At 43.1% G+C, this 19,102-nt stretch carries 17 protein-coding genes; 3 read left to right on the forward strand and 14 right to left on the reverse strand.

Annotation, left to right across the window (positions count from 1 at the left end):
• Nucleotides 1-438: 438 nt before the first annotated feature.
• The 4 genes from BLQ59_RS14345 to BLQ59_RS14360 are packed head-to-tail and all read right to left on the reverse strand — an operon-like array spanning nucleotide 439 to nucleotide 4,591.
• On the reverse strand, nucleotides 439-2,721 hold the full coding sequence (locus BLQ59_RS14345; RefSeq protein WP_074573510.1) for a molybdopterin-dependent oxidoreductase: 2,283 nt from the start codon (nucleotides 2,719-2,721) through the stop codon (nucleotides 439-441).
• Between the two features lie 12 nt (nucleotides 2,722-2,733).
• Entirely contained in the window at nucleotides 2,734-3,264 is a 531-nt protein-coding gene (locus tag BLQ59_RS14350) for a cytochrome c3 family protein (RefSeq protein ID WP_073087926.1), read from the reverse strand.
• A 1-nt stretch (nucleotide 3,265) separates the two neighbouring features.
• Nucleotides 3,266-4,042 carry a 4Fe-4S binding protein gene (locus BLQ59_RS14355; protein ID WP_256324696.1) on the reverse strand — a complete coding sequence of 259 codons (777 nt, stop codon included), beginning with the start codon at nucleotides 4,040-4,042 and terminating at the stop codon, nucleotides 3,266-3,268.
• 9 nt (nucleotides 4,043-4,051) lie between these two features.
• Entirely contained in the window at nucleotides 4,052-4,591 is a 540-nt protein-coding gene (locus BLQ59_RS14360; protein ID WP_074573511.1) for a 4Fe-4S dicluster domain-containing protein, read from the reverse strand.
• A gap of 242 nt (nucleotides 4,592-4,833) precedes the next feature.
• On the opposite strand from BLQ59_RS14360, the gene BLQ59_RS14365 reads away from it, so the two are divergent.
• Both BLQ59_RS14365 and BLQ59_RS14370 read left to right on the forward strand, forming a co-directional pair.
• Nucleotides 4,834-5,907, forward strand: coding sequence for a M48 family metallopeptidase (locus tag BLQ59_RS14365; protein ID WP_074573512.1), 1,074 nt, complete (start codon nucleotides 4,834-4,836; stop codon nucleotides 5,905-5,907).
• A 14-nt stretch (nucleotides 5,908-5,921) separates the two neighbouring features.
• Nucleotides 5,922-6,974: an AI-2E family transporter gene (locus BLQ59_RS14370; protein ID WP_074573513.1), complete on the forward strand. Its 1,053-nt coding sequence runs from the start codon at nucleotides 5,922-5,924 to the stop codon at nucleotides 6,972-6,974.
• A 47-nt stretch (nucleotides 6,975-7,021) separates the two neighbouring features.
• Here the strand turns inward: BLQ59_RS14370 and BLQ59_RS14375 are convergent, their stop codons facing one another.
• Nucleotides 7,022-7,360, reverse strand: a complete 339-nt coding sequence (locus BLQ59_RS14375) for a helix-turn-helix domain-containing protein (protein WP_074573514.1) — start codon at nucleotides 7,358-7,360, stop codon at nucleotides 7,022-7,024.
• 200 nt (nucleotides 7,361-7,560) lie between these two features.
• On the opposite strand from BLQ59_RS14375, the gene BLQ59_RS14380 reads away from it, so the two are divergent.
• Nucleotides 7,561-8,427, forward strand: coding sequence for an RpnC/YadD family protein (locus BLQ59_RS14380; protein ID WP_074573515.1), 867 nt, complete (start codon nucleotides 7,561-7,563; stop codon nucleotides 8,425-8,427).
• A gap of 183 nt (nucleotides 8,428-8,610) precedes the next feature.
• Here BLQ59_RS14380 and BLQ59_RS14390 read toward each other — a convergent pair whose 3' ends face one another.
• The 9 genes from BLQ59_RS14390 to BLQ59_RS14430 all read right to left on the reverse strand — a co-directional run.
• Nucleotides 8,611-9,963, reverse strand: coding sequence for a phosphohexomutase domain-containing protein (locus BLQ59_RS14390; protein WP_074573516.1), 1,353 nt, complete (start codon nucleotides 9,961-9,963; stop codon nucleotides 8,611-8,613).
• A gap of 16 nt (nucleotides 9,964-9,979) precedes the next feature.
• Entirely contained in the window at nucleotides 9,980-11,347 is a 1,368-nt protein-coding gene (locus tag BLQ59_RS14395) for a mannose-1-phosphate guanylyltransferase/mannose-6-phosphate isomerase (protein ID WP_074573517.1), read from the reverse strand.
• Between the two features lie 95 nt (nucleotides 11,348-11,442).
• A complete protein-coding gene (locus BLQ59_RS14400) occupies nucleotides 11,443-12,420 on the reverse strand; it encodes a KpsF/GutQ family sugar-phosphate isomerase (RefSeq protein ID WP_074573518.1) in 978 nt (325 codons plus the stop codon).
• A 15-nt stretch (nucleotides 12,421-12,435) separates the two neighbouring features.
• Complete coding sequence (locus BLQ59_RS14405; protein WP_218122917.1) at nucleotides 12,436-13,650, reverse strand: oligosaccharide flippase family protein; 1,215 nt, start codon at nucleotides 13,648-13,650, stop codon at nucleotides 12,436-12,438.
• Between the two features lie 14 nt (nucleotides 13,651-13,664).
• A complete protein-coding gene (locus tag BLQ59_RS14410; protein ID WP_074573520.1) occupies nucleotides 13,665-14,969 on the reverse strand; it encodes a capsular polysaccharide export protein, LipB/KpsS family in 1,305 nt (434 codons plus the stop codon).
• Between the two features lie 101 nt (nucleotides 14,970-15,070).
• Nucleotides 15,071-15,799, reverse strand: coding sequence for a WecB/TagA/CpsF family glycosyltransferase (locus tag BLQ59_RS14415; RefSeq protein ID WP_218122918.1), 729 nt, complete (start codon nucleotides 15,797-15,799; stop codon nucleotides 15,071-15,073).
• Nucleotides 15,800-15,913: 114 nt separating this feature from the next.
• Nucleotides 15,914-17,194 (reverse strand): hypothetical protein, encoded by a 1,281-nt coding sequence (locus BLQ59_RS14420; RefSeq protein ID WP_143005377.1) that lies wholly within the window; start codon nucleotides 17,192-17,194, stop codon nucleotides 15,914-15,916.
• 31 nt (nucleotides 17,195-17,225) lie between these two features.
• Nucleotides 17,226-18,455: a glycosyltransferase gene (locus tag BLQ59_RS14425; protein WP_074573523.1), complete on the reverse strand. Its 1,230-nt coding sequence runs from the start codon at nucleotides 18,453-18,455 to the stop codon at nucleotides 17,226-17,228.
• On the reverse strand, nucleotides 18,452-19,102 hold a 651-nt coding region (locus tag BLQ59_RS14430), incomplete at its 5' end, for a GNVR domain-containing protein (RefSeq protein WP_305367196.1). The genes BLQ59_RS14430 and BLQ59_RS14425, both read right to left, overlap by 4 nt.

The following is a 19,102-nucleotide window of genomic DNA, read 5'->3' on the forward strand; positions in this document are numbered from 1 at the left end:
ATCCCCGCCTCCACCCAAAGGTATATCTGTGTCAAAATAGCTAAGTCTCGGCTGTAAGCTGCAAACACATCGATGTTCTTGTTACGGGAGCAACGGTTCGTGCCGATTGCTGATTCCGTATCTTGGGGCTCTCGGGGGAGTGCTTTTGCTGTGGGAGCGACAGTCTGAGCGCCAGCGAAGACCGGCCCGACTCAGGTAATGCCTAGAAAGCACGCTGAAAGACGCGCCGTTGGCCTGCCCGGCGCATCCAGCTAAATAACTCTAAACTGCCAGGGAGGGACGTTTAGCGGAAACAGCAAAAGCACTCCCCCGTGAACCCCTGACTGCGTATAAACGGGATAACTTTGGCTCGAACTAACCAACAAACTGCAATTTGAAAAGGCCACTGATTTTTCGTCAGTGGCCTTTTGATTGCTAGGAAATAGTTTACATCCCTTTTTATCCTTGATGCTTTTGGATATTGACCGCGCAGACCTTGTACTCCGGCTGTTTAGAACCAGCGTCGAAGGCATCCAAAAGCACGCGGTTGATCAGACGCTCATGCACCGGATCATGGAACGGCACATAGACCAGCCCCTTCTGTGGCTGTCCACGGCCGTTGATCTTGGCTTTGAGATTGCAAGTGGAACGGCGGGAAATGACATCCACGAGATCGCCATCGGCAATGCCAAGCCTTGCAGCGTCTTCGGGGTGGATTTCCACATACATTTCCGGCACGGCGTTCTTGAGTTCCGGCACATTGAAGGTCATCGTGCCCGTATGCCAATGCTCCAAGATGCGGCCCGTGGTCAGGAAGAACGGATATTCGCTATCCGGCATCTCCTGCGCATCGACCTGCGGCCTTGCCCAGATAACCGCCCGCCCATTAGGACGGCCATAGAATTCAATACCATCGGGCGCATCTTCCTTGACGTGCGTATCCCAGGGACGCGCATAGCGGATATAGGTTTCCGGCGAATTGTCATCCGGCACCGGCCAGGTAAAGCCGTGCCCCTTGCGCAGCCTGTCATAGGAGGCCAGCTTCATGGCCGTGCCCTCCTGACATTTCTGATATTCCTTCCAGACATCTTCCGTATTCTTGAAGGGCACGAGCTCTTCATAGCCCAGGCGCTTCGTGACTTCTATCAGCACATCGAGATCCGGCCTTGCTTCGCCCGGCGGATCTACGGCCTTGGCGATATGGTTGGTACGGCGCTCGCCGTTGCCATAGACACCCTCCTTTTCCATCCAGAGTGCCGCCGGCAGGACGATATCAGCCAGTTCGCTGGTGCGGGTGGGATGGTAGGTTTCCGACACGACCATGAAGACCTTTTCCATGCCCGGACGGTAGTACTCCAGATTGGGCAGGCTGTGCCCCGGATTGGTGCACATTACCCAGAGGAATTTGAGCTTGCCCTCCACTGCCGCCTTGAACATGGCCAGCGTATGATAACCCGGTTTGGAAGGCATCCGCGCAGGATCGATGCCCCAGATCTTGGCCAGTTCTTCGCGATGCTTGGCATTGGCCGCCATGCGATGTGCCGGCAGCAGATGGGAAAGGCCGCCCGTTTCACGCACACTGCCGCAGGCGCTGGGCTGACCGGTCAGTGAGAACGAGGAATTGCCCGGTGAGCAGATCTTGCCCGTCAGAAGGTGCAGATTATGCACGAGGTTGTTTACCCAGACGCCGCGGGTACGCTGATTGAGCCCCATGCACCACATGGACATGGTCTTGCGCTTGGGATCAGCAAAAAGATGCGCGATCTCGCGGATCTTGGCCGCGGGCACGCCCACCGCAGCTTCCACCTTTTCCGGTGTATAATCCTGCAGGAAGGTCTTGTATTCCTCATAGGTCAGCTTATCCGTCGCACCCTTCATGAATTCTGTATGGCGCTCGATAAAGCCTTCATTGGTCAGGCCATCAGCGATGATCACCTGCGCCATGGCATTCATCAAAGCCAGGTCACGGCTTGGCGTGAACTGGATGAAATGGTCGGCAATATCGCAGGTACGCGTCTTGCGCGGATCGCAGACGATGATCTTCACATCGGGATTGCTGTTCTTGCGGTCAACCAGACGGGAGAACAGTACCGGATGAGCCTCAGCCAGATTGGAACCAATCAGGAAGAAGGTATCCGCCTCTTCAATATCCGCATAGGTACCGGATGGCTCATCCTCACCAAACGTGGTGATGAAGCCCGCCACGGCACTGGCCATACAGGTACGCGGATTGCCATCGATATTGTTGGTACCCAGGCCGGCCCGCATCATCTTCTGCGCCACATAGGTCTCCTCGGCAAAGGTCTGTCCGGAACCATAGAAGCCCAGGGCATCGGGACCATCGGATGCCAGCACTTCCTTCATCTTGCTGACCATAAGGTCAAGCGCTTCATCCCAAGTCGCTTCTACAAACTTGCCGTCCTTCTTGATCAATGGATGCAGAACACGGTCTTTAGTCGGAATGATCTTCGGCAATAAGATCCCCTTGACGCACAGGCGTCCTTTATTGACCGCACAGTCCGGATCCCCCTTGACCGCCACGATCTTGCCGTTCTTGACACCAGCCAGCACGCCGCAGCCGGTACCACAATAACGGCAGACACCTTTGACCCATTTATCGGCTTCGCCGGTGCCCACAGGCCCCTGCTGGGTATCACGCTTGGGCGCACAGCCCGCTGTCACCATGGCACAGGCCACTGCCATGCCCTTCAAAAAATCCCTGCGGGAAAATGATAAACTCATGATAGCGCCTCCTTATAATTTGCCCATGGCATCGAGATGACAGGTGTAGCAGCGGTCACGGCTCGGCAGGTCCACATTAGCCCCGTCCTTATGCACGACACCGCTATGGCAGGTCAGGCAGTTCATGCCGTTGGCAAAATGCTTGGCCGTATGCGGATTCTTGTCCTTAGCCGCTATCTCTTCATTCATGATATTGCCCTGATGACAGGTATAGCAGTTCACCTTGTCCTGCGGATTCTCCATCTTGATGGGATCCGGCACCTGCCCCGTCACATGCAGGAAAAGTTCCTGCGTGCCCTGCCATTTGGAAGCAATCGTGCCCTCGATACCGGGCTTTTCATGACATTCGGCGCAGCCCACATTCTTATGCCCCGAATGAAGCCAGGTCTGATACATGGGATCCATCTCGTGGCAGGTCGTGCCACAGAAACTGCTTTGGTTCGTGGCTTCGATCATGGCCACGGTCACGCCCAGCAGCGCAATGCAGGCAAAGCCTGCCAGCGCAATGTGTTTGAGCTTGAACTTCTTGTCCAACAAACTCATCTCATTTCCCCTCCTTAATGATTTCCTGATCCTTCGAACCCATTATGCCAAAATGCAAAGCCCGCTTATCACAGGCATCCACACAATCACCACAGTTCGTACACAGATATGATTCCTTGAGCCTGCTGCTACCCGGTACCGTCCCCATAGAACAAGCTTTCAGGCATTGACCGCAATGCACGCATTTGCTGGCATCCACCTGCAGGAAGAGCCGCCGCTTCAGCCCCAGCAAGCCATAGATGGCCCCGAGCGGACAGAGCGAACGGCACCAGCTTTTCCGGCCCATGGTCAGCGCCAGCAGCAGCACGAGCACGACTAAAACCAGCTCCACGCCAAAGCCAAAGAGCAGGACATGCATCAGCCCATATACCGGTGACAGGATATTATGCACCGGCAGGCTGAGCAAGAGTGCCAGCAACAATACTAATGCCAGAATATAGATTGGCAATTGGCAATTTTTCGACTTATATCGTTCCAATTTTCCCGGCAACAGCTCCAACAGGAGATTCAATGGACATACATAACCACAGAATACCCTGCCCAGCAATACGGCAATCAACACCAAGGGCAAAGCAGACAACCATAAGGCCGGATAAAACATCTTCCCTGCCAGCGTGATTTCCAGCGCCGTCAGCGGATCTGTCAATGCCAGGCCGCAGAAATCTGCCGAGATATATGTGCCCAGCCAAAAAACGCCCGTAAAATACAACGGCGGAAATAACAGCGCCAGGAACAAGAATTGCAGGAGCCGCCGCCGCGTCTTCAATTTTATCTTCATGGCCGCCTCCTATTCCCGCACCTTGACGTGTACTGCCTTAGGATTCCCCAGACAGACATGCTCACACATGCCGCACCCCGTGCAATAGTCCGGATCGATTACCGGATACTTATACTTCTCCAGCTTAATGGCCTTGCCATACTGCGGGCAGGTACGGTAGCAGGTCTGACAGTCATCATCCCGGCGGGCAATGCAGAGGTCATTATCAATCACCGCCACGCCCATGCGTACCTCCTCCTTGGGAATCTTTCGCAGAGCTCCTGTCGAGCATACCTCCGTGCACTTCATGCAGAGATCGCAGGGATGTTCCAGCGGCGTCATATACGGCGTCCCCATGGATAGGCCTGCCTCCCCGTGGGCAATCTCGATGCAGCTCAGAGGACAGACCTCGGCACATTTCCCGCACCGCGCACAGACAGCCAGAAAACTCATTTCATCCAGAGCCCCCGGAGGCCGCAGTAGTCTGGCCGTTTCGCCCTTTGCACCTTGAAGGAAAAGCCCCAGGATGCCACCTGCAGCCAGAAGCTTTAGAAAATTTCGTCTTTCCATGACTCACTCCTATTTGCAATCACTTAATAATGGCCATTATTAATTTTTATTATACTAATCCCAGCAAAAAAATGATGTTGCAGCAGTCACCTGCCATAAAGAAATGTGCATAAAATCACTCGTCAAATAGCTTTCCTTATATTTAAATTAAAAATCTGAAAATATTAACACAATACCATTTTTTTTCGCTATAATATAAGCAAGAAAAAATTTGACAGATGCAACAGGAGGTTTTTCTTATCATGGACAACAAACAGTTAAAGCGTAAAATCCTTACCGGTCTCACTGCCCTCTGTCTCTCCTTCCCGCTGAGTTATGGCATGACGCAAATCCCCGCAGCCGAAGCCGGCTGGGAAAGCCTTGCCGGAGCCGCGATTGGCGGCGCAGTCGCACATAGCCAGCTGAACAGCACGCTGCATAAATACAACGACACCGAACAGGGACGTCAGGAACTGTTGGCGCAGATGAAAAAACAATACGGTGTCAATTATGACAGCTATCTCAACAACCAGCTGCATCGCATCATGACCAACCTGACCAAAGGCATCGGCGCCGTCGATCCCTCTGTCTATAAGAAACCCTATAACTATTTCATCAACAACCAGAAGACCTTCAATGCCTTCTGTACGCTGGGACACAATCTCAGCGTCAATACCGGCCTCTATGACGTGCTGCAGAACGAGGATGAGATTGCTGTCGTGCTGGCCCATGAATTAGGCCATGGACAAAAGGACCATCCGGCCAAGGGCGCCCGCCGTGCCTTGAACGTGCAGATCATTGGCGCCGCCACGGGTTCCCAAGCCGGCCAGATCATGGCAACCGTCGTAAACAACCGCCATATCACCAAACCCATGGAACGCGAAGCCGATGCCCTGGCCTTCGACTACATCACCCATACCGGCTACAATCCCGGTGCCTGTGCCGCTGTCTGGCAGCGTGTCATGGACAAATCCAAAGGCCACGCTTCCGCCTTCCAGAAATTCATGTCCGATCACCCCGCCAATGACGACCGCCGCAATGCCTATGCTAAGAGGCTCAATCAGTACAGCAACGGACATGTCACCAATAATGACGGTGTGATCAAAGTCAACACCGCCGTCTTCTGCACCCCGGCTGCTGCCGGCGGCATGAGCGCCAAGGAACGGGCGTACTTCGTCATGGGCAATCTGGCCGCGGCCTACCACAACGGGCATAACACAAGAGCTGCCTACGCCGACGGCAATACGGTAATGCTGGGGCAGCAGCCCATCATCACCTGCACCAGCGGTGACGAAAGCGCTCAGACACTCGCCGATCGCCTGAACAAGATCAAATAAAAGGAGAACAACCTTTGTCCATCAAAAAATATCGCACATCCATTCTCCTGGCCCTGACCTTTACGGTACTATTATCCGCCTTTTGGTATCTGCCCCAGCTGGCATTCATCATCTTCATTTCCCTGTTGCTGCAGCTGCTGCTTCTGCCCATAACCGACAAACTGGCCCGGAAAATCACCCGGGCGCTGGCGGCAGGTTTTGTATTGCTGTGCTTTATCGGGCTAGCCCTGCTGATCCTGACGTTGGTGTCCCAAAGCTTTATCCCGACATTCAGCCGCTTTGTCACCGACTTTCCTCAGCTCACCGAACAGGTACAAAACATCCCCTGGCTCAAGGAATCCGACTTCCTTCAGGGACAGATGGATGATATCTGGGCCGAGATGAAAAATGCCAGCACCGAAGTGCTGAAATCCTCCCTAACCTTGCTCCTCTCCTTCTTCAGCAAGGCCATCGATCTGGTCATCATCATCTTCGTGACCTTCTACCTGCTGAAAGACGGCGAACAGATTAAGCGGTTCATTGCCAGCCTTTTCCCCACCCGAGATTACGGGCGTGTCATGCATCTCTTCAACCGGATTCTCAGCGCCCTGCGCACCTATATCTGCAGCCAGCTGATCATCTGCTGCATCACCGCCGTGATTGTCTTCCTCTATTTCACGATCCGCAACCTGCCCTATGCCTCGGTGTTTGCCGTGGTATCCGGTATCTGCGAGTTCATCCCGGTGCTGGGCCCGACTGTGGCCTCAGCCTTCGGAACATTGCTGACAGCCACGGTCGATCCTCTGGTAGCCCTGCAGACTGCAGGCTTCTACCTCATTCTCACACAAGTAAACCACAATTTCGTCTATCCCACGCTCATCGGCAAATCCCTGAACCTGCACCCCATCGCCATCATCCTCGGCATCGTGCTGGGCGGGGAATTATTAGGCGCTGCCGGCATGTTCCTCGCCGTCCCCTTCATCGTCATCTGCAAGCTCGTGATTGAGGACATCTACAAAGACCGGGTAAACATACGGCAGAAAGAACAGGAATCCCGCTGGCTGGCGAAGAAAAACGAAGCTAAATAAAAAAATGTTGTCCCTCATAGAAATAATAGGGACAACATTTTTTGCTTTTACTCCTTTTTTTGTGCGGCCTTAGTCATCCGGTAAAGCGTAGCCTTGGATATGCCCAGCTTATTCGCCGCATCGTCTGCCGTGATATCCCGCGCCTTCCACTGCTGATATACCATATCCCAATCTGCCCGCAACTCCGACTTCGGCCGTCCGTAATGGACACCCGCCTTTTGAGCCGCTTCGATGCCTTTGCGTTGAGACTGCCTGCGCCGCTCCGCATTTTCCTGATCAATCCGCAATTCACATTCAATCTGATTATCAATGCGCTTCCTGCCGTCCTCTGACAGTTGCCAGTATTTATCGATGAGATTGCGGCTTTTATCTTCTTTTTCTAACATAATATTATTTCATCCAACATTTTACTACAATTTCTCATCTCAACAGTTTCAGCATAGCCGATTCCGCTCCTCTTTAATAACTATATTTAATCTTAAAGTCTCTATTTCGATTCTATTTACTTAAATTTATGGACATTAATATTGTTCAGTGCTAGAATATTCGTAGTTGGTATTCATTGTCCTGAAAGGAAGCGACTTTTATGACAGCATCAAAGCCGAAACGCAACTACAAAGACTCTCTTTTCCGCCAGTACTTTGAAACTCCCGACTATTTAGCCGGTTTTCACGAACGTGTGACAGGTATCCCCACCTTACCAAAAGACATAACCATCACCACCATAAAAAACATCATGTTCAGCAGCCAAAAGAACGATATCTCCTTCCTGGCAGGCGACCGCTTCATGGTTCTTTCAGAGCACCAAAGTTCCATCAACGAAAATATGCCTTTGCGAATGCTGCTATATGTCGCTATGCTTTACTATAAACACGTCAAGCGCAAAGCGCTCTACCGCGAACACCGCATTCCACTTCCTGTGCCAGAGTTCTACGAGTTCAGCCTGACCGATACCAGTCTGCCACCAGTACAAAAACTCCGATTATCTGATGCCTTCCCCAAAAATATTCCCTTCGAGCCACCGTTAGAACTCATTGTCACCAGAATCAATATCAGCTATAATGAAGACAAAGATAAATGCAGTGACCTGCTCAACTACAAACCCATCCATGATTACAGCTTCTTTGTTCATAAGACAAAAACTTTAAAAGCCACTGGCCTGAACCTCAAAGACGCCATCCGGCAATCAACAGATTTCTGCATTGAACATGATATAATGAAAGACTTTCTGCTCGAACACTACGAGGAGGTTTTTGATATGTATAGCATAAAATGGAACGAACACGATTATGGCGTTGCCAGATGGGAAGATGGCCGTATTGACGGCCGTGATGAAATGGCTACTGATACCGCATTAAAAATGCTGCGTTTCAACGAACCAATTGAAAAGATTGTTACCTACACCAATCTTAGCCCGGAAAAAATCGCTGAATTAGCTCAGCAGATCCACTAAAGCTCATCCATATGCCCTAAAAACCATGAATTTTGTGGTTTGCAGGGCATTTTTTATGAATCAAGCATAATACGCTCTATACCAGCGGGCAAAACTTGCCAAACATTCAGCAATATTCATACTTGGTCGGAAATCAAAATCCCACTCCAGCTCGCTGACATTGGCATAGGTCTGATTATGCTGTTATCTAATTTTCGACAAAAGCTCATCTGTCTTTTGCAACATCAAAGCTTCATCATGTCTTGTCTCCACATTTAGACGGATAACCGGTTCCGTATTGGACTTACGCAGATTGAAACGCCAGTTGGCAAACTCCACCGACAGTCCATCAATTTTCGTGACACTGCCCTGCGGGCCATACTCTGCTTCAATACGCGCCAGCGCTTCATCTGCATCTTTCACCTTGTTGTTGATTTCCCCGGAACAGGGATATTGAACCATTCGTTCCTGCATCAGCTCCGACAAACACTTGCCATCTGCTTTGGAAAGCAGTTCCAGCACCAACAGCCAGGGAATCATACCGCTATCGCAGTAGGAAAAATCACGGAAATAATGATGTGCACTCATCTCACCACCATAAATGGCGTTTTCCTTACGCATCTTCTCCTTGATAAAAGCATGACCGCTCTTGGATATCACTGGCACACCGCCATTTTGCTCCACCAATTCAATGGTATTCCAGATAAGGCGCGGATCATAGATGATTTTCTCACCGGGATGTTTCTGCAGAAACGCCTGCGCCAAAAAGCCAACCATATAATAGCCTTCAATGAATTTTCCCTGCTCATCAAACATAAAGCATCGGTCAAAATCTCCATCCCAAGCCACTCCCGCATCAGCATCGGATTCCCGTACAGCCTTTGCCGTAGCCTCACGATTTTCCGGCAGCAATGGATTCGGTACACCATTGGGGAAATTTCCGTTCGGCTCGTGATGAACCTTCACCAGTTCAAACGGCAGATACTTTTCCATCACATCAAGAATAGGCCCTGCCGCACCATTACCAGCATTGACCACAACCTTCAGCGGCTTAAGCTGGCTGACATCTGCATATGACAGGATGTGCTTCACATAATCCTCAACAATATCCAGCTTTTCCACTTTGCCGGTAACTTTGGCTGCTGCAGGCAGTTCACCATCTGCAACCTGCGCTTCCAATTCCCGCAAACCCGTATCTCCGGAAATGGGGCGAGCCTCCTGCCGCACAAACTTCATCCCATTATATTCTTTCGGATTGTGGCTGGCCGTGATCATAATGCCTCCATCTAGCTTCAGGTGCGCCGTGGCAAAGTAAATCAGTTCCGTACCACACTGACCGATATCGATGACATCGCAACCAGATTCTGTAAGGCCTTTCATCAGCGATTGTTTCAAAACAAGCCCCGATACCCGGATATCATTACCTATCACTACTTTTTTCGCCTCAAACAATGTGGGGAAAAATCGACCAATACGATAAGCAATCTTTTCATTTATCGTTTCGGGATAAATCCCGCGAATATCATAGGCACCAAAAGCCTTTGTACAAAAATTCATATAATCTTCCTAACTATTACTCTTTAAATCTCACAATATCATCTTCACTAATATAGGCTCCATTCTGGATTTCAATAAGTTCCAGCGGAATTCTACCGGGATTGCTCAACTGATGTTTTACAGTCTGCGGGATGAATACTGACTCTTCCTCATGTATAAACATATGCTCATTCCCACGCACTACTTCTGCTGTACCACGCAACACTACCCAATGTTCCGTCCGATGATAGTGCATCTGTAAAGCAAGACTCTTTCCCGGCATAACACGAACTTTTTTCATACGATAGCCTTTTCCCTGACCAATAACCGCAGAAGTTCCCCACTCATGGAAGATCGTGGTATGTTCCACTGCTTCCTTGCGATGCATAGCCTTTAGTTTTTCCACCACATTCTTGACTTTCTGGGATTCACCTTTTTTTGCCACCACAATAACATCATCCGTCTCCACCAGTAGCAAATCATCAAAGCCGATGCCAGCAATCAACCGATCACGCCCCATAATCAGTGAGTTCTTGCAGTCCAATGCCAATACATCGCCTTTAACCGCATTGCCATTGTCGTCCTTGGGCAAAATATCATACATAGCATCCCAGGAACCAATGTCGTTCCAATAACAAGGAAGCTCAACCATGCAAACATTTTTCGATTGCTCTACTACCGCATAATCAATGGAAATATCAGGTAAATCATTAAAATTTGCCAACATATGCTTATAACCTTTATCCATCTGCTGGGCAACCTCGGGCATAAAGGTTGCAAATTCATCCTTTATTGTTTTCAAAGAAAAAGCAAACATGCCAGAATTCCAATAGTAATTACCATCTGCCACGTATTTTTGGGCCGTAGCAAAATCCGGCTTTTCTTTAAAAGAAGTTACTTTCATAGCTACGTCAACACTATCTACAGCTTCGATATAGCCATAGCCAGTTTCTGGTCGTTTCGCTGGGATGCCAAATGTTACCAGCCTACCTGCTTTAGCTGCCTGTTCAGCAGATTCCACACAATGTTTGAATTTATCCAGTGGACGAATTACATGATCCGCTGCTGCCACTAGCAGAACTTCCGTCTCTTTACCATCCAGTTGTGACCTGAAAAACTCTACCCCCAACGCGATCGCCGAAGCAGTATTGCGTGCTACCGGCTCCAACAAAACATGGGCAGCTTCTGCATCGCACTCACGCAACTCATTTTGTACATGATACAGATACTTTTGGTTGGTAATGATGATAATATCTTTCGCTGCCACAAAGGATAAAAAGCGTTTCACTGTATGGGCCAACAGTGAACAATCATCTTCCAAACATAAAAATTGCTTAGGATAAGACTTGCGCGATAATGGAAACAAACGAGATCCACCACCACCAGCTAAAATTATAATTTTCAAAAAAATCGTCCTTTGCTTTATCAATAATATAAACCTTAAAAGTTAATAGCCACTAGAAGGCAAATCAAAGTCACTAACATCAGTGCCATTTGTTTTTACACCACCCCCTGTCGTAACAGGTCAGTCAGATGAATGATCCCCACAGGAACATTACGGTCATCGATAACAGGCAGTACCGTAACTGGGCGAGGTTTATGCTTTTCCATAACGGACAGTGCTGAAGACGCCATGGCTTCACGCTTGATGGTCAGCGGCGTGCCAAACATAATATTGCCTACAGCTTCATCCAGGAATTTATAATCCTTAGCCAAAGCCCGGCGGATAATGCCATCTGTGATGATTCCCACTAGTTTGCCGCTGTCGTCCACCACCGATGCAGCCCCTAGACCTCTATCCGTCATAACGAATAATGCATCCTTGACAGTCTTCTTTTTATGCACAACTGGGTTTTCTTCCCCAGTATGCATAACGTTTTTCACTGTGAGCAAAAGCTTCCGCCCTAAAGCCCCTCCTGGATGGAACATGGCAAAGTCCTGACTGGTAAAATCTCTAATATTCATTAGAGCACTAGCCATAGCATCTCCCATGACTAGTGTCGCTGTGGTACTGGCAGTAGGAGCCAGCCCCAAGGGGCAGGCTTCCTTTTCCACTCCGATATCCACAAAGAAATCACTGTTCTGCCCCAAATTTGAGTCCCGGCAACCGCACATAGCGATAATTTTCGCCCCTATTCGGTGAATGATAGGCAGGATATTAACCACTTCCGTGGACTCCCCACTATTAGATATGGCGATGACCACATCAGCTTCCGTGACCATACCTAGATCCCCATGGAAGGCTTCACCGGGATGCATAAAAAAAGCAGGAGTTCCCGTGCTAGCAAAGGTAGCCGCTATCTTGCGACCAATATGACCAGATTTTCCCATACCAGTCACCACAACCCGAGCCTTACAATCCAAAATACATTGCACTGCCGCCACAAATTCCTTATCGATATGGGATTTTAATTTTTCTACCGCCGCCACCTCAATTGAAAGAGTGTCCAACGCGACCTTTTTAATTTGTTCTATCAATTTTATTCCCTCAACTTATAATATAGATTTTTTATAATGCAATAACATACTTAAAAATATTCCACTCTCAATTAAGTAAACATCAAATATTATTCCATAAATTTGAAAGAAATATATTAATGGAAAAATCGTTATTAGATTAAGCATTGCTCCGTAAAATAATATTTTTCTAAATTCTTTCTTATAACCAAATGGGATCAAATATAACACTCCTAGCAAATTACTCCCAACTAATATTGGGATTAAAAAAGACAACCATTCTATAATTGGTATTGATTGTAAAAATTTAGTGCCTAAAAACATTGTTATAATTATTGAAGCGAAAGAGAAAATTATTATCCCTATCAACGCAAACATTCCCATTGATATATGAAACAATTTTAGGAACAGCTTATTAGCTTCAGCTTTATTATCCTTAACCAAACGTATCATATGCGGGTATACTGCCTGTGTCAATGGTGTAAAAGCTCCCACTAACGCTCTAATTATTTTATCCGCACCACTGTAAACACCAACAATTTCAGGGCTTGTTAAAGCTCCCAAAGCAACAACATTAGTATTGGTATATAAATTAGATGCTAAACCTGATATGAAAAAATCCCACCCATTCAACAAACATTTTTTCACGCATTCTACAGAAGGTCTCACAAACATATTTCCATATTCAATCCTTATAATAATAAAAGATACAAGCAAAGATATAAACATTGGCAAAGACTGTATAAACACCGCCAATCTCAAGTCCTCTTTATTATGAACAAACAAAAACAACGCTATTAAACAGATTGTTCTAGCAAAAACATTTGATATAGTAATATATCGCATTTTTTGAACACCTTGAAAAAACCAAACCGGAAAAAATGATGTCCCCATAACTAACACAACACTTATTCCTACTAAAACAATAACTTCAAAATCACTGCATAAAAAATAAAAAGCTGGAAAAAAAATCAAACTAGATAGAATAAATAGTATCATTTCCGCATATATTATGCCAGAAAAAATTTCTTTCATTTCTATTGTGTTTTTGGCTAATGCGATGGCTTGTGCTCCCGAATAACCAAATCCATAGCGACTTATAATTATTAAATATTGCGCTATACTTTGTGAAAAAACAAAACAACCATATCCCTCTGGTTCCAAAGCACGTACCAAATATGGAATAGTGATTAAACTAATAACATATTCTCCACCGCGCAAGACAAACATACTGACAATATTTTCAAACAATATAGATTTTTTCATTATTCACCATTATTATCACATACTAAATTATAATCAGTATAAGTTAGAGGATATTTTTCCTCATCAATATCAGCTCTCGACAAAATTTCTTGCGCCTGATATATTGTCAAATCATCGTGTCCCCAATAGTCAACATTAACCAAATACCCCATAATATATCGTTGCAAATCATCATTCTCGAAAAATTTATAAAATGCTTTTCCAATGATATCTACATCACAACCCAAAATTAAAGATTCTAGTCCAACTGTAGAGTTAATCGTAATCACCTTATGTGCATTTTTTAACAATTTAAATGTATTATCATCACTAAATATACACTTGTCGTATTCTGTTGATATTCGTTTTATTTCCTTAATATTTGCTGGATTTTTTTCTGCTGGATGCGGCTTTATAACTAACCAACACCCCTCATCTTTTGCCTTATTCACTGCATATTCAATAGAATCTAATAATGTCATATTTCCGTTTATCAACACCTGTGTATCCGTGGAAACCTGCAATGGAAAAAAAATATACTTAATTCCATCTCCTATTTGATTATACTCAAAACTACACGAATACATTCTATCCCATAATCTTTTCTTACTAAGATGTTTTCGATATACTGCTTTATATAACAATATGCCATATATATCCAATAAATTCCCTTTTATTGCTTCTAGTATAGAATTTTTCTTTGCCTGCCTCACCGTAGTTTGTTCATATTTCTCATTTATATAAGTATTCTTCCAAGCACAATATTTATCCTCATCGTAATCAAATCTCTTTAAAATTTTAACATTTTTATATAAATACGATTTTGCGTTCGTTCCCAATGGATCAACAAATATCTTTCCTTCTATGTTTGCGATTTCAACATATATCGTTTTAATGTCACTATTTATTGCGATATCCTTCCATGAAATATCTGCCATTTTGTTACCGTTCCACAAAACAATATATTTAACATTTAATCGATTATATTCAGTATTATATTTTTCCAATATAGCATAATATACTTTTTTAAGCTCTTTTATAGAATTCCATTTTGCATTATACTCAATTGATAAACGTACTTTATCTTCACTAATTATGTGATAATTATTATTATTTTTATCATTGCATATAAGATCAACTAAGTTATAATTAGTAACATATTTTTTTAAAAATGCATAAACTGAATATGTATAAGATATAAAAATTATACTGTACCCAAGTTTATTAAAAGCCTTTTGCCACCTTAAAAAAAAACGTCCTTGTTCAAGAAAATCAACACTAATTATAATATACTTGTTTTTATTCATTATGTTAGCACCACTCATTCTCCACATCACTCATCGTGATTTAGATACAATAGCTTTGATATACTATAAAAACTCACTATTTATCCAAGCCGTCATAACACATTTAGTATTCTATACAATCATCTATTAATTTTATACTTAACTGCCAATTTTAATATTTTAAGATCATTCCAAAGATATCTTTTAATTAACCGTTTAGGATCTTGAACCATCCTATATAACCATTCCAATCCATTGTTTGACATCCAACTTGGAGCACGTTTAACATTTCCCGCTTCAAAATCAAGACTTGCTCCAAGGCCTAGACTTAAAGGCACACCTAATTTATCCCTGTTTTTTAGCATAAACAATTCCTGTTTTGGGCAGCCTAATCCAACAATCAAAATATGGGGATTTGCCTTTTTTATCATCTTCTCAATTTTAGACATTTCATATTCATCTTTTTCAAAACCTATAGGAGGAGAATACGTTCCCACCACATTAAGCTCTTTATATTTGACTTTCAAGTTTTCGGCAGCTTTTTTAGCTACACCATTTTGCGCACCTAAAAAGAACATAGTATATTTTTTTTTAGCAGCCATACAACATAACTGAGGAAAAATATCCGAACCGCTAATTTTTTCTTTTATTGGAGAGCCATATAATTTAGATAACCAAACCAACGGTTTACCATCACATAAAACTAGTGACGCATGTTTATAAGCATCTTTTAATTTCTCATTATTTTCTAACTGCACGATATGATCAACATTAGGCGTAACAACATAATTACATTTTCGTTCTCTTATTAATTCATCAATACGTTCTAAGGCTTCTTGCCTTGTCAAATTATCAATCTCTGTATTCATAAACTTCATTCTAGTCATAAAAACTCCATTCTGTCGCTAACGGCACAAGCAGGAATGAAAACAAAAAATGCGTCCCCTTTATATGGTATAATCTTTTAAGATAGAAAATATACCTTAAACATTATATTCATTTTTAGATAGTACTCCCAACATAATAAAGCCACAACCACTTCCAACATAATTAATTGCAGATTCTGATACTATTCCTTCAATCATTACCGCTATAACATAAATAATAACCGCATAGCAAATTTTTTCTTTATTATATTTTAGTGCAGCTTTTAATACAGCACTTATCATAAAAACAAACAGTATTAAGCCGAACACACCAAGTTGTCCTAAAATTAATCCCCAAAAACTCTCACCTGCTGTAATACTACCACCTCCTAGCGAAGCTAAGTTCCCCGCCGTACCAATTCCATTACCAAACATAGAAACATTTTCAAATGCACTTGTAATACCCAATATATGTATAGCCAAAGTTCTTAGTAAATTATTTTGAATTAATACAAACAAACCTAATGCCACAACCATAAAAGCCACATATGATATTTTTTTACTTTTTTCCCTCAATAAACATATATACGCAACCACAATTATAAGCATTCCACCTTTTGAAAGTGTAAGAACAGTTGCCACCAAAATGAAAAAAAATGCGATTTTTATATTTTTACAATATTCTTTACCTGTAATAATCAAAAAAACCAAACATAGCGCTAAATAATGAGCCGTTAATAACGGATCTGTTGTTATCCCCACCAATCTTTTAACGCCTTCACCAATTAACAAATAAAAATCGAAACTATAATAATTACCAGGCAATCCAGACATAGCCCATTTGGAAAAACCTTTGTTATCAAACAATGTAGAAATATTTAACGAAATCCAAAACTCATCTCCTAAAACCAACCGTTCAACCAAACCAAACACTGCTTGATATAGACCTAATTTTATAAGGAATCTTGTATAATCATAAATATCACATTGTCTTAGTTTTAATGCTCTCCCATATATAATCAATATAACCGGTGTAAGTAATTGTCTAAAGCACACCAATCTCGTATACATATCTACACTACCTTGCAAAAATTCTAGCAAAAGATATATACAAAAGAACAATAAAGGTATTATCGCATACCTTATTTTAAGGCTAGAAATAGTATATAATATTACTATCCCCCATAATATTATATCTTTGTATAATATTATTATTTTCCCCAATGATCCAGAGATTGCATTACTAGCAAATAAGCTCAAGATATTCTGAAATAAAAGTACTATTGTTAAATACTTAAGCGATTTCAAGTTTCTATTCTTTATGCAATACGGAATAAAGAATAAAAGAATGGGGATTGATATCACAACTATAATCAGTTGAAAAATCTCTATCATCATTACCTCATTTGTAACAACTATAACATCAATCTTATACTTTTAATGTTTTCTCTAATACATACTCTATCATCTTTTGACACTGTTTTATCGAATAACTTTTTTCAAATGTTTTTTTTGAATTTATTGATATTTTTCTTCTAATATCTTCCCTCTTCATTTCTACACAAGCATATATAAAGGTTTCCACATCATCTGCTATAAGAATATTTACTCCATCAGTATAATCAATCCCCTCAGCCCCAATTGTAGTTGATATTACTGGCATTCCATAAGCAAAACTTTCAATTATTTTTACACGTTGTCCACTCCCCACAAAAAGCGGGACAATCATGTAATCGCATTTCTCATAATATGCCACTACTGATTCGACATACCCTGTTACAAATACATTCATGTATAAACCCGCTATTTCTTTTAATTCATCACTTGGATTTTTCCCAACAATATACAACTCAAACTCGCCAATTTTATCTTTCAATTTAGGAAAAACATTTTTAAGGAACCAAATAATGCCATCATTATTAGGTTCCCACGAAAGCGTTCCCACGAACATAATTTTCACCATATCAGTAGAATTGTTTTTACCATATAAAACTCCCCTATTATTTTCCATACCTATAGGAATCACATTTATAGGTATAATCTTATTTGCAATTTTTTTCATAGCGCTCTCATCTTCATGCGTAAGTGCTATTATTTCATCGAATATTGAAAGCATTTTTTTCTCAAATGCTTTCAATTTCACAACTTCTAGTAACAAAAAAATTTTCATTAGAATTTTTTTTGTTGTCATATATCTTCTTTGCATTATTACGGATTCGCAATTATGTTCATCCAAAATAAATTTAGCGTTTGGATATAACTTTTTCAAGCAATCATAATACACACACATTTGCAAGTGATCAAAATACACACAATCATATTTTTCCTCTCTTGCAATCTTTTGCAACAATCCTATCATTTTATTGTTTAAATACTTATATACACCAAAAGAGTATTTAGAAAATAAGCTTTTCAACGCAACTTTACGCATATACTCCTTATTTGTTGCTGTAGTAAGTTTTAAATTTATGGTATTTACAGCTAAGCATATTTCTTTTATTTTCTGTATACTCTTTTTTTCATCTTCATTTTCATAGAAACTCACCAAATTTATTTCATGTCCATTTTCATGTAATGCTTTCAACGTAGTATAAGTCTTAATTTTCCCACCATTATCCAATGGATATGGCAATAAATTAGTTAAAAATAATATTTTCATTTTTTCTCTTCTTTACGATATAACTTAAAACTATAACAAAAACCAATCAAAGAACCAATTATCATCCCCAATGCAGCAATTAATATTTTTTTAGGAAATGCCGGCCTATCTTCATCTGGTAAATTGGCCATATCTACAATCTGAATATCCATACTTTCCATGGCCTCTTTCAATTTATTTTCCTCTGCCTGCTTGATTAAATTGGTATAAATCTGTTCTTTGATTCCCGTATCTCTCTGAAGGTTCAGATATTCCAACACGTCTTTTGGAAAACCTTCGAGCTCCTTTTCTTTTTCCGCCTTACGAGCCTGTATGGCTTCTTCGCTTGCTTTGGCTACAGCCATGCTTACTTGTGCATTGGCCTGTTCGGCGATCATTGCCGCCTGCGTGGGGTTGATGGTAGTATATTTTGAGGCTACGACTGCATTGACTTCTTCGGCCAATTTTTTCTGCAGGGCTGCAATTTTTTCCTTAGCCGTGATAATGCTGGGATGTTCTTCTGTGTAACGTTCCCTCAAACCGACCAGTTCCACCTGTGCATCGACAATCTGCTTTCGCAAGGTCATGACATTTTCGTTATCGTTGATATGGTAATTCTGACTGCTGGAACGGATATCGCCGAGTTTGGCGCCTATGGCATCCAGTTT

Origin of the sequence: Pseudoselenomonas ruminantium, from assembly GCF_900104055.1 — a bacterium.
Taxonomy (GTDB): domain Bacteria; phylum Bacillota; class Negativicutes; order Selenomonadales; family Selenomonadaceae; genus Selenomonas_A; species Selenomonas_A ruminantium_C.

Bases quoted from the DNA above. Each gene is read 5' to 3' on its own strand.
- BLQ59_RS14345 (WP_074573510.1), bottom strand. From the start codon at position 2,721: ATGAGTTTATCATTTTCCCGCAGGGATTTTTTGAAGGGCATGGCAGTG.
- BLQ59_RS14350 (WP_073087926.1), bottom strand. From the start codon at position 3,264: ATGAGTTTGTTGGACAAGAAGTTCAAGCTCAAACACATTGCGCTGGCA.
- BLQ59_RS14355 (WP_256324696.1), bottom strand. From the start codon at position 4,042: ATGAAGATAAAATTGAAGACGCGGCGGCGGCTCCTGCAATTCTTGTTC.
- BLQ59_RS14360 (WP_074573511.1), bottom strand. From the start codon at position 4,591: ATGGAAAGACGAAATTTTCTAAAGCTTCTGGCTGCAGGTGGCATCCTG.
- BLQ59_RS14365 (WP_074573512.1), top strand. From the start codon at position 4,834: ATGGACAACAAACAGTTAAAGCGTAAAATCCTTACCGGTCTCACTGCC.
- BLQ59_RS14375 (WP_074573514.1), bottom strand. From the start codon at position 7,360: ATGTTAGAAAAAGAAGATAAAAGCCGCAATCTCATCGATAAATACTGG.
- BLQ59_RS14380 (WP_074573515.1), top strand. From the start codon at position 7,561: ATGACAGCATCAAAGCCGAAACGCAACTACAAAGACTCTCTTTTCCGC.
- BLQ59_RS14390 (WP_074573516.1), bottom strand. From the start codon at position 9,963: ATGAATTTTTGTACAAAGGCTTTTGGTGCCTATGATATTCGCGGGATT.
- BLQ59_RS14410 (WP_074573520.1), bottom strand. From the start codon at position 14,969: ATGAGTGGTGCTAACATAATGAATAAAAACAAGTATATTATAATTAGT.
- BLQ59_RS14415 (WP_218122918.1), bottom strand. From the start codon at position 15,799: ATGAATACAGAGATTGATAATTTGACAAGGCAAGAAGCCTTAGAACGT.
- BLQ59_RS14420 (WP_143005377.1), bottom strand. From the start codon at position 17,194: ATGATGATAGAGATTTTTCAACTGATTATAGTTGTGATATCAATCCCC.
- BLQ59_RS14425 (WP_074573523.1), bottom strand. From the start codon at position 18,455: ATGAAAATATTATTTTTAACTAATTTATTGCCATATCCATTGGATAAT.